Origin of the sequence: Erythrobacter sp. SG61-1L (genome assembly GCF_001305965.1) — a bacterium.
Classification (GTDB): Bacteria; Pseudomonadota; Alphaproteobacteria; order Sphingomonadales; family Sphingomonadaceae; genus Andeanibacterium.
Map to the genome: position 1 here is coordinate 1,335,603 of NZ_JXQC01000003.1, position 15,298 is coordinate 1,350,900.

Genomic DNA, 15,298 nt, shown 5'->3' on the forward strand with positions numbered 1-15,298 from the left:
GATCAGCCCTTCTTGAGGTGACGACGGCCGAGCAGTTCGGCGATCTGCACTGCGTTCAGCGCCGCGCCCTTGCGCAGATTGTCGCTGACGCACCACAGGGCCAGACCGTTGTCGACCGTGGAATCCTCACGCACGCGGCTGATGAAGGTGGCGTAATCGCCCACGCATTCGATCGGGGTGACATAGCCGCCATCTTCGCGCTTATCGATCAGCATCACGCCGGGCGCCTCGCGCAGGATGTCCTGCGCCTTCTCGGCCGAGATTTCGTTCTCGAACTCGATGTTCAGCGCTTCGGAATGGCCCACGAACACGGGAACGCGCACGCAGGTGGCTTGCACCTTCACCTTGGGGTCGAGGATCTTCTTGGTCTCGGCCACCATCTTCCATTCTTCCTTGGTCGAACCATCGTCGAGGAAGACGTCGATATGCGGGATCACGTTGAAGGCAATCTGCTTGGTGAACTTCTTGGGTTCCACCTGATCGCCCACGAAGATCGCGCGGCTCTGTTCGAACAGCTCGTCCATGCCCGCCTTGCCCGCGCCGGAAACCGACTGGTAGGTGGAAACGATCACGCGCTTGATCGTGGCCGCATCATGCAGCGGCTTGAGCGCGACGACCATCTGCGCAGTGGAGCAGTTGGGGTTCGCGATGATGTTCTTCTTCGTGTAGCCGTCGATCGCTTCCGGGTTCACTTCAGGAACGATCAGCGGCACGTCCGGGTCCATGCGGTAGAGCGAGCTGTTGTCGATCACCACGCAGCCGGCAGCCGCAGCCTTGGGCGCATATTCAGCCGTCGGGCCGGAACCCGCCGCGAACAGGGCAATATCCCAGCCAGTGAAATCGAAATGTTCGATATTCTGGCACTTGAGCATCTTGCCGGTATCGCCCAGCTCGATTTCCGTCCCAGTCGAACGCGGCGACGCAACAGCGGCCACTTCGTCCATCGGAAATTCACGCTCAGCCAGGATCGCCAGCATTTCGCGGCCGACATTCCCGGTGGCACCGACAACAACTACCCGATAACCCATCGAACAACCTTTCTTTCACAGCTCAACGCTGCGGAAATGGCGCGTTAGTCGCCCTTCCCGCATTGCACAAGTTCAGACAAAACCCATTAGATAGAGGATCAGCATCACCGCAGCGGCGAGCGATCCGGCGAAACCGGCCATCGCCACCCAGCGCGCACCTGCGCGGCGGATGAAGGCGATGGCATTGACCAGCGCGAAGATCATCAGGAACACGAAGCTGGCCCCTTCGACCAGGCTCTCGATCCCGCCCACAGTCACCAGCACCGCCGCGACAGCGGCGATCAACAGCGTGGCCGCCCATGGCACATCGCGCTTGCCGCGCTGGGCAAAGACCTCCGGCAATTCCTTGTCCTTCGCCGCATGCTCGGCCAGCCGCGCCGTGGCAAAGACAGTGGCGTTGATGGCCGATGCGGCGGAAAATACGGCGGCCAGCGACACGGCATAGAAGCCGAACGTCCCCAGCGCCTCGCGCCCGGCAATGGCCAGCGCGACTTCTTCCTTTGCCACGATCTCGTTCGCGCCGGCCAGCATCCCGGCCCCCAGCGCCACGAGAATATAGACAACGGACGTCACTACGATGGCCAGCGGCATGGCAATCGCAATGGTGCGCGGGGCATCGCGCATCTCGTCATAATCATAGCTGAGCAGCTGGAAGCCCTCATAGGCCATGAACACTACCCCGGTGCCGACCAGCGCCTCGCCCCAGCCCACCGGATGGCCATGTTCGAGCACCAACCGTTCCGGCGCCCAGTGCCACACGCCCAGCAGCGCAAGGCCAAGCAGGATCACCAGCTTGCCCCATACGGCCACCAGTTCCAGCGTGGTGGATTCGCTCGCCCCGCGCAGGTTCACGGCAGCGAGGATGGCAATGGCGGCAATGCCAGTCAGCGTGATGGTCACCCCATCCCTGCCGAAGACATTGGCCGCATAGGCGCCGAAGGTCACCGCATAGACCGAGACGGTCAGCGTATATCCCCCGATCAACAGCCACACGACATAGCGCGCCGCCCGACGCTGTCCGATGGAGCGCAGATAGGCGTAGGAGCCGCCCGGCTCGTCAAGCTGGCGGGTCAGCGCGGAATAGGAATGGCCCGATGCCAACGCGATCAGTCCGCCGATCAGGAAGCTGAGCCAGGCCCATTCCCCCGCGACAGAGATCACCACGCCCAGAGTGGAGAATATGCCGCCGCCGATCATCCCGCCTACGGCCATCGCCCAGGCTCCGCCCAGCCCGAGAACGGGCTGCTTTCCGCCGGATTGTGGAGGCGTGTTCATCACGGATTTCCGATGACTGGGGGGGGAAGGACGGCTTGCGGACAAGAGAAAAGGGCGCCCTGGCTTTGATGCCAGGACGCCCTTTGAAGACTAGCTTGTCAGCGGCGTTAAGGGCCTTAGCCCTCCTGGCCGGCGCTCTGGTATTCGCGCCGCTCTGCGATGCGCGCACTTTTACCCGTGCGGCCGCGCAGGTAGTAGAGTTTCGCCCGCCGCACGACACCGCGACGGACGACGGTAATCGATTCAATGTTCGGCGAGTAGAGCGGGAACACGCGTTCCACGCCTTCGCCGAAGCTGATCTTGCGAACGGTGAAGTTGCTGCCCATGCCGCGGTTCGAACGGGCAATGCAGACGCCTTCGTAATTCTGGACGCGGGTGCGTTCGCCTTCAACGACGCGCACGCCGACGCGGACGGTGTCGCCCGGACGGAATTCGGGGATGTCCTTCGAAGCCTTGGCGATTTCTTCGGCTTCAATCTGCTGGATCAGGTTCATTGACCTAGGTCCTTCATCAATCACTGCGCGCCAGAGGCAGGTCAGTCCCGAGCGCCCCTGTGGCGCTCCCAAAGGTCTGGCCTGCGTAACCGTGTGTCATCTACCGCCCTTTGTTTCCGCCAGGCGGCGATTTTCGCATGATCCCCCGATCGCAGCACTTCAGGGATCGTGCGCCCTTCCCATTCAACAGGTCGGGTATAGTGCGGATATTCGAGGAGACCTTCTTCGAAGCTCTCTTCGGTACCGCTGGAAGCGGCGCCCATTACGCCGGGAAGCAGGCGAATGCAAGCGTCCAGAAGCATCAAGGCGGCAGGTTCTCCGCCCGAAAGCACGATATCGCCGACAGAGACCTGTTCGATAGGCCTTCCTTCGAAGATTCGCTCGTCGAATCCCTCGAAACGGCCGCACAGGACAGTCACGCCCGGCCCTGCCGCAAGCGCGCGAATCCGGGCCTGCGTGATCGGCTTTCCGCGCGGCGTCATTGCCAGCACAGGGCTGTCCGGATGGCGTTCAAGCGCATGATCCACCGCACGGGCGAGGACATCGGCCTTGAGCACCATGCCTGCCCCGCCGCCTGCCGGAGTGTCATCGACGGTGCGATGCTTGTCCTGCGCAAAGTCGCGGATCTGCACGGTCTCGCACGACCATTTGCCTTCCTCAAGCGCACGCCCGGCCAGCGAAATGCCCAGCGGCCCGGGGAACATCTCCGGATAGAGTGTGAGGATGGTGGCGGAGAAGGTCATTCCGCGAAGCCGGCGGCGACAACCAGGCGTTCCGCATTCCATTCGGGTACGGCGGCTTCGTTCATGGGGACCATGAACTTCTTGCCCGGTTTTCCGTCTTCGGAGGGCTTCTCGATCTCGATCACGTCGCCCGCGCCATAATTCTCCACGGCGACCACTGTGCCCAAGGCCACTCCCTCATCGGAAATGGCTGGCAGGCCGAGCAGATCGGCATGGTAATATTCGCCCTCCTCCAGAGGAGGGAGCGCGGAACGGGGGACGGTGAGAAGAGTGCCGCGCAGTTTCTCAGCGGCAGTGCGGTCGGCAATTTCCGCGAAACGGGCGATTGCACCGCCCTTGCCGTCGTCGCGCATCTTCTTGAGGGTCAGCGCGCCGTCATTGAACAGCTTGAAGCGGGAGAGCGCCGGAACGCCCTCCCCGAACAGCTTGAGGCGGACTTCGCCCGTCACGCCATGCGCGCCGGCCACGGCGGCGAGAGTGACGGGCTTGTCCTGCACTGCAGCTTAGCCTTCAGCCTGTTCCTCAGCCGGAGCTTCGGCAGCCGGAGCTTCTTCAGCGGCAGCTTCTTCGGCCGGAGCATTGGCAGCTTCTTCAGCGGCGCGTGCAGCTTCTTCGGCTTCAGCCAGCTTGGCAGCCTTTTCTTCAGCGCGTTCCTTGGCCTTGTCGCCCGGTTCGCCCTTCTTCAGGTTCACGCGGGCAGCGCGTTCCTTGATGCCGGCATTGTCCAGGAAACGGGCAACGCGGTCGGTCGGCTGCGCGCCAACGCCCAGCCAGTAGCGGATGCGGTCTTCGTTCAGCGTGATGCGGGCCGGGTTATCCTTGGCGAGCACCGGGTTGTAGGTGCCGACCTGCTCCAGATACTTGCCGTCACGCGGGCTGCGCGTGTCCGAAACGACGACGCGGTAGTAAGGACGCTTCTTCGCGCCACCACGCGACAGACGGATTGCAATTGCCATTGTAGTTTACCTTTCCGAACCAAACTTTTGAAATTACTTCTTGTTCAATAAATCCTGGATGTTCGACGGGAGCTGGCCGCCAGAGCCGAGACCCGGCAGGCCGCCGCCCCCCGCGCCGCCGCCAAGGCCGGGCATTGCAGCGCCCATGCCACCCTTGCCGAACAGGGCACCCAGCCCCTTGAGGCCGCCCATCTTCCTGATCTGCTTCATCGCGCGCGCCATTTCCTGGTGCATCTTCAGCAGCTTGTTGATGTCCTGCACCTGCGTGCCGGAACCCTTGGCCACGCGAATCTTGCGCTTGGCATTGAGCAGTTCGGGCCGGGCGCGTTCCTGCGCCGTCATGGAGCCGATGATGGCATCCATATGCAGCAGCACTTTGTCGTCCATACCGCTCTGCGCCATCGCCTGCTTGGCCTTCTTCATGCCGGGCATCATGCCCGCCAGCATGCCGAGGCCGCCCATGCTCTGCATCTGCCGCAGCTGGGTGCGAAGGTCGTTCAGGTCGAACTGCCCCTTCATCATCCGCTCGGCCAGACGGTCGGCATCTTCCTTCTGGATCGTCGCCGCGGCCTTTTCGACCAGCGAGACGATGTCGCCCATGCCCAGAATGCGGCCGGCAACGCGCGAAGGCTCGAACGTCTCGATCGCGTCCAGCTTTTCACCCGTACCGGCAAACTTGATCGGCTTGCCGGTGACGGCCCGCATCGACAGCGCCGCACCGCCGCGCGCATCGCCGTCCATACGGGTCAGCACCACGCCGGTCAGATCGACTTCGCCCGAGAAGCTCTGCGCGACGTTCACTGCGTCCTGGCCGGTCAGAGAATCGACCACCAGCAGGGTTTCCTGCGGACGGGAGATCGCCGCCACGGCCTTCATTTCGGCCATCAGCGCATCGTCGACATGCAGGCGGCCCGCCGTATCGAGCAGCAGCACGTCCACGGCCTGCAGCTTGGCAGACTGAAGCGCGCGGGCAGCGATGTCGGTGGGCATCTGGCCCGGAACGATCGGCAGGGTGGCAACGCCGGTCTGCTCGCCCAGAACGGCAAGCTGTTCCTGCGCCGCCGGGCGATTGACGTCGAGCGACGCCATCAGCACCTTCTTGCCCTGCTTTTCCCTGAGCAGCTTGCCGAGCTTGGCAGTCGTGGTGGTCTTACCAGAGCCCTGCAGACCGACCATCATGATGACGGCGGGCGGGCTTACCGCGAGATCGAGGCCAACGGCTTCCTGTCCGCCCAGCATTTCGACCAGCTCGTCATTGACGATCTTGACCACTTGCTGGCCCGGCGTGACCGAGCGGAGCACTTCCTGCCCCACGGCCTTTTCGGTGACCGAATCGATGAAGCGGCGAACCACCGGCAGCGCGACGTCGGCTTCCAGCAGGGCAACGCGCACTTCGCGCATCGCTTCGCGGACATCGTCTTCCTTGAGCGCACCGCGCCCACGCAGGCGATCGAATACACCGCCAAGCCGGTCAGAAAGACTGTCGAACATCGACCGCTGCAACTCCTCTGCCGGCATGAAACCGGCCAAACGCGAAAAACGCCGGCGGACGAAACCTCGTCAGCCAGCGGGGAAATCCAAATACTCGCCCATGCGCTAAAGCATGGATATATCGGGTGAATGGTGGAGCCTAGCGGGATCGAACCGCTGACCTCCTGCATGCCATGCAGGCGCTCTCCCAGCTGAGCTAAGGCCCCATTCATTCATTTACCGGAAGACTGGGAGCCTTCCGAAAGCCGACCTTGCCGGGCCGGGAGGCAGCCCTTTATGAGCACTCCAGACCCTTGGCAAGGGGATATTTTATCTTCGACGAAGTTTAATTGTCGTCGTCGTCGTCATCGCCGGCACCGGCAACGCCGAGATCGTCGTCACCGCCAAGGTCGACGTCGTTATCCGGCGAATCCGTGTCCTCGTCGATGTCTTCCAGATCATCGTCGGCCAGATCAGAATCCTGATCCTCGACTTCCTTTTCCTTCACGGCTTCCTCGAACGGAATCGGCTGCTTCGACTTGAGCACCGGCTCCGGATACCACTGGTTGCCGCATTCGATGCAGGCCACCGGCTCTTCCTTGCCGAGGTCATAGAAGCGGGCGCCGCATTTCGGGCAGCTGCGCTTCGTCCCCCATTCAGGCTTGACCATAATCATTCCTCAACTGGGCCCGCGAAAGCCACGGGCGGTAAATCTTGCATGGTGATGGATATTACCGGCGCCGGAATCAAGTACCGCCGCCTCACCGGGTGGCGCGCCTTGCCATAGGGCAAAGGCACTGTCAAAAGCCGCGCGCAATCAGCCCTCCCTATAGAGAGTCTTCAGTACCTTGTCGCACGCCGATCCTGCCGCCGCCCGCCCGCGCCGCTTCACTGCCACAGGCCCCCTGCGCGGCAAGATTCGCGTTCCGGGCGACAAGTCCATCAGCCACCGCGCAATCATGTTCTCCTCGCTGGCCGTGGGCAAAAGCCGCATCACCGGCCTGCTGGAAGGGGAAGACGTGATGGCCACCGCGGCCGCCATGCGCGCCATGGGTGCCCATATCGAGCGCACTGGCGAAGGCGAATGGCGCGTCAACGGCGTGGGCGTCGGCGCCCTGCTCCAGCCCGAAGCGCCGCTGGACATGGGCAATAGCGGCACCTCCACCCGCCTGCTGATGGGCCTTGTCGCCAGCCACCCGATCACTGCCACCTTCGTGGGCGATGCCAGCCTGTCGAAGCGCCCGATGGGCCGCGTAACCGGCCCGCTCTCGCAAATGGGTGCAGCTTTCGAGACGTCGGAAGGCGGCACCCTGCCCCTTACCGAACGCGGCATCGCGCCGGCCGTGCCAATCACCTACCGCCTTCCGGTCGCCAGCGCGCAGGTGAAAAGCGCGGTGCTGCTGGCCGGGCTGAACACGCCGGGCATCACCACAGTGATCGAACCCGTGCCCACTCGCGACCATACAGAACGGATGCTCACCGGCTTCGGCGCCGAGCTCTGGGTGGAAGAGGAAAATGGCGAACGCGTCATCCGCATTCGCGGCGAGGCGACGCTCAAGCCGCAGGTGATCGATGTTCCCGGCGACCCCTCCTCTGCCGCCTTCTTCATTGTCGCCGCACTGATCGTGCCGGGCAGCGACGTGATTATCGAGAATGTCGGCCTCAATGCCACGCGCGCCGGGCTGATCGAAGTGCTGCGTCAGATGGGCGGCAGTATCGTCGAACTGGACCGCCGCGAAGTGGGCGGCGAGCCCGTGGCCGACCTGCACGTGACCCATTCCGCGCTGAAGGGCGTGAATGTCGATCCAGCCATCGTGCCCAGCATGGTGGACGAATTCCCCGCCCTGTTCGTGGCCGCAAGCATGGCCGAAGGCCGCACGGTGACGAGCGGGCTGGAAGAACTGCGCGTCAAGGAATCGGACCGGATCTCCGTGATGGCCGCCGCGCTCACCGGCGCGGGCGCCCGCGTGGAAGAAACCGAAGATGGCCTGATCATCGACGGCACAGGCGGCGCACCTCTGCGCGGCAATGCCGACAGCAGCGCCAAGACCCATCTCGACCACCGCATCGCCATGAGCATGGCCGTGGCCGGCCTTGCCTCGCAAGATGGCGTGGAAGTGGACGACACCCGCCCCATCGCCACCAGTTTCCCCAATTTCGAAGCACTTCTGGACGGGCTTGGTTCCGCGCGATGAGCTATGACCTGATGGTCTTCGATGCTCTTGCCGCCCCGCTGGAGCGGGAGGCCTTCATGGCCTGGTACAGGGCGCAGACCGGATGGAGTGATGGCCATTCCTATGACGATGCCGCGCTGACGACGGCGGAGCTGTGCAACTGGTATCGCGCGATGCTGGCGAAATTCCCGGCCATGAACGGGCCTGACGCGCCGGACCGATCGGCATGGCAGGAAGATTCGCCCCTGTGGGACGATCCGCATTTCACCGATTATTCCATCGGCAGGCAGGTGATCTATTGCGCCTTCGCGCCGAGCGTGGCGGATAATGCGCGCAAGGAAGCGATGCGCCGGGCATCGCAGCACGGCGTGGGCCTGTTCGATGTTTCGGAGCCGGATGGAATGATTTTCTTCCCCGACGGGCTGACGCTGTGATCATCGCGGTCGACGGCCCCACCGCGTCGGGCAAAGGCACTATCGCCAAGGCGCTCGCCGCGCATTTCGGCCTACCCCATCTCGATACCGGGCTGCTCTATCGCGCGGTCGGGCGGCAAACCCTGCTCAATGGCGGCAATCCCGACGATCCGGCGGATGCAGAGGCAGCCTGCGCCTTTCCCGATTCGCTGCTGGACGATCCCGCCCTGCGCAGCGAGGAAACCGGCGGGCTGGCGAGCCGCGTCTCGGTTCATCCCGGCGTGCGCCGCGCACTCTATGAACGCCAGCGCGCCTTTGCCACGCGGCCCGGCGGCGCCGTGCTGGACGGACGCGACATCGGCACGGTGATCGCGCCGGAAGCCGGGGCAAAGCTGTTCGTCACCGCCAGTGTGGAGGCGCGCGCGCGCCGCCGCTTCCTCGAAATGCGCGATCGCGGCGAGGATGTGACACTGGCCGCAATCGAGGCTGACCTGCACCAGCGCGACGAGCGGGATCGCAATCGCGCCGCAGCACCGCTTGTCGCCGCCGCCGATGCCGTGCGGCTCGACACCAGCGAGTTGAATCGCGACGAGGCCGTCAGCGCGGCCATCCGCATCGTGAACGAGCTTACCGGGCAGACGCCCTGCCCCTGAGAATATCCCTGCAAACCCGCGCCGGAGTTACCTTGCCTATGCGAATCCTGCTCCCTGCCCTCGCCCTTGCCTTCCTGCTGCCCGCCACCCCGGCCATGGCCGAGGATATTCCGCTGGTAATCGCGCCGGTTCCGGGCCGCACGGCCGAGGCGGATGAGGATTGGGCACAGATGGTGCCGCAGGCCTATCTCGCCGGATCGGACCAGCCCTGCGACAGCCCGATCCTCTATCGCGACGCGGCAAGCAACGATGGCAAGGTGCTGTTCCAGGAAGTGTGCCGCTGGACGACGAGCCATTATATCGTCGCGGTCGACCTTGCGACCGGCACCCGCACCGGCCTGACCGACGGCAGCGATCTGGCCGTGCTGCGCGAAGGCCAATACAAGGGCAACCTACTGATTTCACGTCATAAATATCGAGATGGCGATGAAGGCGGCAGCTATGATCCGACCTATGTCGTCTCGCCCGCCGGCAAAGACGTGCTGATGGTGCCCGGCACTGACGGACTGGAACCGGAAGAGGCACTCAAGGCCTGGGTCCGCGCAACCGATAGCGAGGCCTGGTAGGGTTCATCCACCTGCCAATGGCGGAAAGCCCGGATTTCCAGGCCTCGCAAGCGTGTAACAGGTGTAACACCCCCTGCCCCATTGCGCTGGCGAAACCGTCATTTTCCTTGCTTTTCGGCGCGGTTTGCCATAGGCGCCGCAGCGTTCGACGGGCGCGTTGCGCCGATCGATGGCCACCAATGCATTCCGGGCCTTCTGCACGGCTTTCCGCCGCAGGGCTTCCGCATTGGGGACCATCGCCGGTTCCCTCGCCTTTAGGATGCCCGTCGCTGCGTTCGGCTCGGCGGGCGGTTCGGCCCTTTGGCCCGCCACGGCAATGGTGCCACGGCGGAGAAAGACCGGCGGAAACAACCGCCTGGCCGGAAAATGTCAGTACAGGAACTTACAGGAATGGCCTCTTCGGCAAATCCCTCGCGCTCCGATTTCGAAGCGCTGCTTAACCAGTCTCTCGGCGATGCCGCCGACGGCGGCTTTGAAGGCCGCGTCGTCAAGGGCACCGTCACCGCGATCGAAGGCGACAAGGCCGTGATCGACGTTGGCCTCAAGAGCGAAGGCCGCATCCGCCTCAGCGAATTCGCCGGCCAGACCCTTTCCGTGGGCGATGAAGTCGAAGTCTTCGTCGACCGCGTCGAAAACGCCGACGGCGAAGCAATGCTCAGCCGCGACCGCGCCCGCCGCGAAGCCGCCTGGGACAAGCTCGAATCCGAATTCGGCGAAGGCAAGCGCGTCGAAGGCCGCATCTTCGGCCGCGTGAAGGGCGGCTTCACTGTCGACCTCGACGGCGCCGTGGCCTTCCTGCCCGGTTCGCAGGTCGATATCCGCCCCGTGCGCGACGTCACCCCGCTGATGGACATCCCGCAGCCCTTCCAGATCCTCAAGATGGATCGCCGCCGCGGCAACATCGTCGTTTCGCGCCGTGCGGTTCTGGAAGAAACCCGCGCTGAACAGCGCAGCGAACTGATCGACAAGCTGGCCGAAGGTCAGGTGATCGACGGCGTGGTGAAGAACATCACCGATTACGGCGCCTTCGTGGATCTGGGCGGCATCGACGGCCTGCTCCACGTCACCGACATGAGCTACAAGCGCGTCAACCACCCGAGCGAAGTCATCAATATCGGTGACGTCGTGAAGGTGCAGATCATCCGCATCAACCAGGATACGCAGCGCATCAGCCTCGGCATGAAGCAGCTCGAAAGCGATCCCTGGGATGGCGTTGCCGCCAAGTACCCGGTCGGCGCCAAGCTGCACGGCACTGTCACCAACATCACCGAATACGGCGCCTTCGTGGAGCTGGAAGCAGGCATCGAAGGCCTGGTCCACGTTTCGGAAATGTCCTGGACCAAGAAGAACGTCCACCCCGGCAAGATCGTCTCGACCTCGCAGGAAGTCGACGTGGTCGTGCTCGAAGTGGATGCCGAAAAGCGCCGCATCAGCCTCGGCCTCAAGCAGGCCCAGCAGAACCCGTGGGAAGCCTTCGCCGAGAAGCACCCCGTCGGTTCGACCGTGGAAGGCGAAGTCAAGAACGCCACCGAATTCGGCCTGTTCATCGGCCTGGACGGCGACGTGGACGGCATGGTCCACATGTCGGACATCGCATGGGGCATTTCGGGCGAAGACGCTCTGGCTCTGCACCGCAAGGGCGAGCAGGTCACGGCTGTGGTCCTCGACGTGGACGTCGACAAGGAACGTATCAGCCTTGGCATGAAGCAGCTTGAAAAGGGTGCTCCGGCAGCCGGCGGTTCGACCGGTTCGGGCGGCCTCAAGCGTGGCGACGTTGTCACCGTGACTGTCCTCGAAGTGCGCGATGGCGGCCTCGAAGTTCAGGCTGGCGACGATGGCGCGACCGGCTTCATCAAGCGCAGCGATCTGGGCCGCGACCGTGACGAACAGCGTCCGGACCGCTTCCAGTCGGGCCAGAAGGTCGACGCGATGGTTATCGGCTTCGACCGTTCGAAGAAGCCGAACTTCTCGATCAAGGCTCATCAGCTGGCTGAAGAAAAGCAGGCTGTCGAACAGTACGGTTCGTCCGATTCGGGCGCCTCGCTGGGCGACATCCTGGGCGAAGCCCTGAAGAAGGCCGACTAAGGCCTCCAGCCTTTCACAGGCTCAAGAAAAGGCCCGTCGCTCACCCGAGCGGCGGGCCTTTCCTACATGGGGGCACGGCGCTAGGGTCTGCGCCATGGCCGATCCCCTGCCCCGATCCGAAACCCGCGAGGCGCGATGTCTGTGCGGCGCCCTGCGCGCCGAAGTCGCCGCCAATGCACAACCCATGACAGTCTTGTGCCATTGCCGGGACTGCCAGCGCCGCAGCGGATCCGCCTTCGGCATCACGGCCTATTTCCCGCAGGAAAGCGTCTCCATCTCGGGCGAGGCACGCGAATTCACGCGGCCCACCGATGAAGGCAACATCTTCACCACCGGTTTCTGCCCGCAATGCGGCAGCACTCTCTACGCCCGGCCGAGCAAATATCCCGGCATTCTGGGCGTGACGGTCGGCACCTTCGCCGATCCCGAATTTCCACGGCCTGCCCGTTCGGTCTATGAACAGTCCAAGCATGACTGGATCGGCCTGCCCGAGGACATGCCCCGACATCCACGCGGAAGAGACAGCTGACGATGCTCCAGATTCACCAGTTCCCCTGCCTGTCCGACAATTACGGCTATCTGCTCCACGATCCCGCCAGCGGAGAAACCGTCTGCATCGATACGCCCGACGCGGATGCCTATCTGCGCGAAGCAGCGGCCAAAGGCTGGACCATCACCCAGATCTGGAACACCCACTGGCATGCTGATCATGCGGGCGGGAACGAGACGATCAAGGCCGCGACGGGCTGCACCATCACAGCCCCGGCAGGTGACGCAGCGAAGATCGCGGGCGTGGATCGCACTGTCGGCCAGGGCGACACACTGAGCCTTGGTGAGTTCTCCGGTAATGTGATCGACGTGGGCGGGCACACGATGGGCCACGTCGCCTATTATCTGCCGCGCGCGGGTGTCGCCTTCGTGGGCGATTCACTCTTTGCACTGGGATGCGGGCGCATGTTCGAAGGCACTCCGCCCCAGTTCTGGGCCAGCCTCTCGCGCCTCAAGGCCCTGCCGGGCGAGACGAAAATCTATTGCGCGCATGAATATACGGCTTCGAACGCGAAATTCGCGCTCCATGCCGATCCGTATAACACGGCGCTGGCGGACTATGCCCGCGAAGTCGAGGAAAAGCGCGCTGCCGGAAAGCCGACCGTGCCAACGGTTTTGTCGCGGGAACTGGCGGCCAATCCGTTCCTCAGGGCCGATACGCCTGAAATGAAGGCGCGCTGGGGCGGGAACGAACCGGCCGAAACCTTCGCCGCATTGCGGGCGGCGAAGGATTCGTTCTGACCGGAGGCCTTCGGCTCAATAAGCGGCGGTGAAGCGCGCCCGGCTGTGCCGGTGCTGTTCCAGCTCGTCGACCATGGCGATGGCATAATCGGCAAAGCTGATCTTGCTCTCGCCATTGGCGTCGCTGACCAGCTCGTCACCGCCCAGACGGAACGTACCGATGCGCGGGCCTTCAAAGATGATCATCGCGGGCGAGAAGAAGGTCCAGTCGACTTCGGTTTCCTTGCGGATGTCGTTCAGGAAATGGATCGCCGGAAGGACGAAGGGCTTGATGTTCTCCGGAAAGTTCGGGGAATCGTAAAGCATCACGCCATCCGGCCCATTAAGGCTGGCCGCGCCGCCCGTGATCAGCAGGCGCTTCACGCCAGCCTTCTTCACGGCCGATAGCAGAGTGTCAGCCGAGACATCGAAATGGATCGCGCTGATCACGGCGTCGACGCCCTTGATGACCTCGGCCAGTGCTTCCGGATCGCTCGCATCGCCGGCCACTGCCGTAACGCTCTCGCCCGCGGCAATCGCTTCGGGCTTCCGGGCAACGGCCAGCACCGAATGCCCGCGCGAGACCAGTTCCTTCACGATTTCCGAACCTGCTCGCCCACTGGCGCCAAGAACCGCAACATGCATCGTCTAATCTCCCACCTCTCTGACGTGCGCTGTCCCTGCATCAGGTGAGTGGCCAACGGCAAGCCGTATCGTGCGCGCAAACGAAAACCCCCGCACTAGGCGGGGGTTTAAGTTACGATGAATCAAAGTGCAGGATCAGAGGCCGGAGATCGCCTTGTCCACCAGAGCCTTGTCGGCATCTGCATTGTGGCCCTTGACGATCAGACCGCGCGCAGCGGTTGCAGCCGCATTGGCCGCCCGATTACGAAGCTCGTCAACCGCGCCACGCTGGGCAGCAGCGATCTTGTCTTCAGCCATCTGCTTGCGGCGCTTGATCACGGCTTCGGTATCGGCCTCGGCCTTGGCGACGATCGCCTCTGCCTCGTGCCGTGCGTGATCGATCATGGCCGCTGCGTCCTTTTCGGCGCTGGCGATCTTGTCCGCATATTCCTTGCGCAGGGCTTCCGCCTCGGCACGAAGGGCCTTGGCTTCGTCGAGCTGCTTGCGGATCTCGGCGATCTTCTTGTCAAGACCTCCGGTGATCGTGCCCGGAACCTTCTTCCACACCAGGATGAGGATGAAGACAAGCATCGCAAGGCCAACCCAGCCAGCGGGCGCAATGCCCAAGGCGCTTGGCTCAGCGTGATGCTCTTCTCCCGCGGGCACCTCGGTGGTTTCAACGAGGTGCTCGTTATGGTTCATTTCGAGCTCGGGTCCGACAGGAGCGGTCTCAGCCATGGTTCAACGCCTCCTTAACGGCGGACTTGGCAGCCGCGGCAGTCACCTTCACGCCCGCAATACGGGTGACGATGTCCTGCGCCGCTTCGGCGGCCACGCCCTCGATCTCGGTCAGCGCGGCACTGCGCGCCTCGTCGATCGCGGCATCGGCTTCGGCAATTTTCTTGTCGAGCCGGGTCTGCGCGGCGGCGAGCTTCTTTTCAGAAGCTGCCGCAGCATCAGCCTTGGCCTTGGCAATAAGAGCCTGTGCCTGGGCGCGATTAGCGTTTTCACGCTCCCGCCAGGCAAGCTCCTCCTCGTCGGCCTTGGCGCGCGCGTCTTCGGCGGCGGCAAGATCGCCTGCAATCTGCGTGTCACGCAGCGTCACGGTGTCCATCACCTTGGGCACCATGCCGCGCCCGATCACGAAGAAGACGAGCCCGAAGATGACCAGCAGCCAGAAGACCTGGCTGGAGTAGGTTTCAGCGAGCTGTGCTATCTGTGGCATCGATCAGATCCGATGGTCAGCGCGTCAACACACCCGGCCCGGCCGGAGAACATCCGGCCGGCACGCGGGCAATCGGCATTCGTCAGGCGACGAAGATCAGGATCATCGCCACGACGAAGGCGAGCAGACCGAGAAGTTCCGCGGCCGCGAAGCCGATGAACAGACGGCCCTGCTGGCCGTCGGCAGCACCCGGATTGCGCAGTGCGCTTTCGAGGAACGAGCCGAACACGTTACCCACGCCGATGGCAGCCATGCCGGCGCCGATAGCAGCGAGACCCGCACCGATCAGCTTTGCAGCCTGAGGATCCATTTGAAAACTCCTT

General features: G+C 63.6%; 19 protein-coding genes and 1 tRNA gene. 7 read left to right on the plus strand and 13 right to left on the minus strand.

Annotation, left to right across the window (positions count from 1 at the left end; all coding sequences use genetic code 11):
- Positions 1-2 precede the first annotated feature (2 nt).
- From SZ64_RS06780 to SZ64_RS06820, 9 genes are all read right to left on the minus strand, one after another.
- Positions 3-1,028, minus strand: coding sequence for an aspartate-semialdehyde dehydrogenase (locus SZ64_RS06780; protein ID WP_054530121.1), 1,026 nt, complete (start codon positions 1,026-1,028; stop codon positions 3-5).
- 72 nt (positions 1,029-1,100) lie between these two features.
- A complete protein-coding gene (locus tag SZ64_RS06785) occupies positions 1,101-2,303 on the minus strand; it encodes an APC family permease (RefSeq protein WP_082384462.1) in 1,203 nt (400 codons plus the stop codon).
- Positions 2,304-2,419: 116 nt separating this feature from the next.
- Positions 2,420-2,797 (minus strand): 50S ribosomal protein L19, encoded by a 378-nt coding sequence (rplS, locus tag SZ64_RS06790; protein ID WP_054530123.1) that lies wholly within the window; start codon positions 2,795-2,797, stop codon positions 2,420-2,422.
- 41 nt (positions 2,798-2,838) lie between these two features.
- Positions 2,839-3,540, minus strand: a complete 702-nt coding sequence (gene trmD, locus SZ64_RS06795; RefSeq protein ID WP_054530124.1) for a tRNA (guanosine(37)-N1)-methyltransferase TrmD — start codon at positions 3,538-3,540, stop codon at positions 2,839-2,841.
- Positions 3,537-4,037 carry a ribosome maturation factor RimM gene (gene rimM, locus SZ64_RS06800; protein WP_054530125.1) on the minus strand — a complete coding sequence of 167 codons (501 nt, stop codon included), beginning with the start codon at positions 4,035-4,037 and terminating at the stop codon, positions 3,537-3,539. The genes trmD and rimM overlap by 4 nt, the downstream gene beginning before the upstream one ends.
- A 6-nt stretch (positions 4,038-4,043) precedes the next feature.
- Positions 4,044-4,496 (minus strand): 30S ribosomal protein S16, encoded by a 453-nt coding sequence (rpsP, locus tag SZ64_RS06805; RefSeq protein ID WP_054530126.1) that lies wholly within the window; start codon positions 4,494-4,496, stop codon positions 4,044-4,046.
- Positions 4,497-4,529: 33 nt separating this feature from the next.
- Positions 4,530-5,987: a signal recognition particle protein gene (gene ffh / locus SZ64_RS06810; RefSeq protein ID WP_054530127.1), complete on the minus strand. Its 1,458-nt coding sequence runs from the start codon at positions 5,985-5,987 to the stop codon at positions 4,530-4,532.
- 130 nt (positions 5,988-6,117) lie between these two features.
- Positions 6,118-6,193 (minus strand) — tRNA-Ala (locus tag SZ64_RS06815).
- Positions 6,194-6,312: 119 nt separating this feature from the next.
- On the minus strand, positions 6,313-6,636 hold the full coding sequence (locus tag SZ64_RS06820) for a TIGR02300 family protein (RefSeq protein WP_054530128.1): 324 nt from the start codon (positions 6,634-6,636) through the stop codon (positions 6,313-6,315).
- A 178-nt stretch (positions 6,637-6,814) separates the two neighbouring features.
- Between SZ64_RS06820 and aroA the strand changes: the two genes are divergently transcribed.
- From aroA to gloB, 7 genes are all read left to right on the plus strand, one after another.
- Complete coding sequence (gene aroA, locus SZ64_RS06825; RefSeq protein WP_054530129.1) at positions 6,815-8,161, plus strand: 3-phosphoshikimate 1-carboxyvinyltransferase; 1,347 nt, start codon at positions 6,815-6,817, stop codon at positions 8,159-8,161.
- Complete coding sequence (locus SZ64_RS06830; protein WP_054530130.1) at positions 8,158-8,574, plus strand: hypothetical protein; 417 nt, start codon at positions 8,158-8,160, stop codon at positions 8,572-8,574. The genes aroA and SZ64_RS06830 overlap by 4 nt, the downstream gene beginning before the upstream one ends.
- Positions 8,571-9,206, plus strand: coding sequence for a d(CMP) kinase (locus SZ64_RS06835; RefSeq protein WP_054530131.1), 636 nt, complete (start codon positions 8,571-8,573; stop codon positions 9,204-9,206). The genes SZ64_RS06830 and SZ64_RS06835 overlap by 4 nt, the downstream gene beginning before the upstream one ends.
- A gap of 38 nt (positions 9,207-9,244) precedes the next feature.
- Entirely contained in the window at positions 9,245-9,772 is a 528-nt protein-coding gene (locus tag SZ64_RS06840; RefSeq protein ID WP_054530132.1) for a hypothetical protein, read from the plus strand.
- A 366-nt stretch (positions 9,773-10,138) separates the two neighbouring features.
- Positions 10,139-11,857, plus strand: a complete 1,719-nt coding sequence (gene rpsA / locus SZ64_RS06845; RefSeq protein WP_277813737.1) for a 30S ribosomal protein S1 — start codon at positions 10,139-10,141, stop codon at positions 11,855-11,857.
- 94 nt (positions 11,858-11,951) lie between these two features.
- The gene (locus tag SZ64_RS06850; RefSeq protein WP_054530134.1) at positions 11,952-12,386 is read left to right on the plus strand and encodes a GFA family protein; all 435 of its coding nucleotides are present in this window, start codon (positions 11,952-11,954) and stop codon (positions 12,384-12,386) included.
- A 2-nt stretch (positions 12,387-12,388) separates the two neighbouring features.
- Positions 12,389-13,147: a hydroxyacylglutathione hydrolase gene (gloB, locus tag SZ64_RS06855; protein ID WP_054530135.1), complete on the plus strand. Its 759-nt coding sequence runs from the start codon at positions 12,389-12,391 to the stop codon at positions 13,145-13,147.
- A 15-nt stretch (positions 13,148-13,162) separates the two neighbouring features.
- On the opposite strand, the gene SZ64_RS06860 is transcribed toward gloB, so the two are convergent.
- From SZ64_RS06860 to SZ64_RS06875, 4 genes are all read right to left on the minus strand, one after another.
- The gene (locus tag SZ64_RS06860) at positions 13,163-13,771 is read right to left on the minus strand and encodes an NAD(P)H-binding protein (protein WP_054530136.1); all 609 of its coding nucleotides are present in this window, start codon (positions 13,769-13,771) and stop codon (positions 13,163-13,165) included.
- 135 nt (positions 13,772-13,906) lie between these two features.
- The gene (locus tag SZ64_RS06865; protein WP_054532131.1) at positions 13,907-14,452 is read right to left on the minus strand and encodes an ATP synthase subunit B; all 546 of its coding nucleotides are present in this window, start codon (positions 14,450-14,452) and stop codon (positions 13,907-13,909) included.
- Between the two features lie 28 nt (positions 14,453-14,480).
- Entirely contained in the window at positions 14,481-14,975 is a 495-nt protein-coding gene (locus tag SZ64_RS06870; RefSeq protein WP_054530137.1) for an ATPase, read from the minus strand.
- 82 nt (positions 14,976-15,057) lie between these two features.
- Positions 15,058-15,285, minus strand: coding sequence for a F0F1 ATP synthase subunit C (locus SZ64_RS06875; protein ID WP_054530138.1), 228 nt, complete (start codon positions 15,283-15,285; stop codon positions 15,058-15,060).
- Between the last annotated feature and the right edge of the window lie 13 nt (positions 15,286-15,298).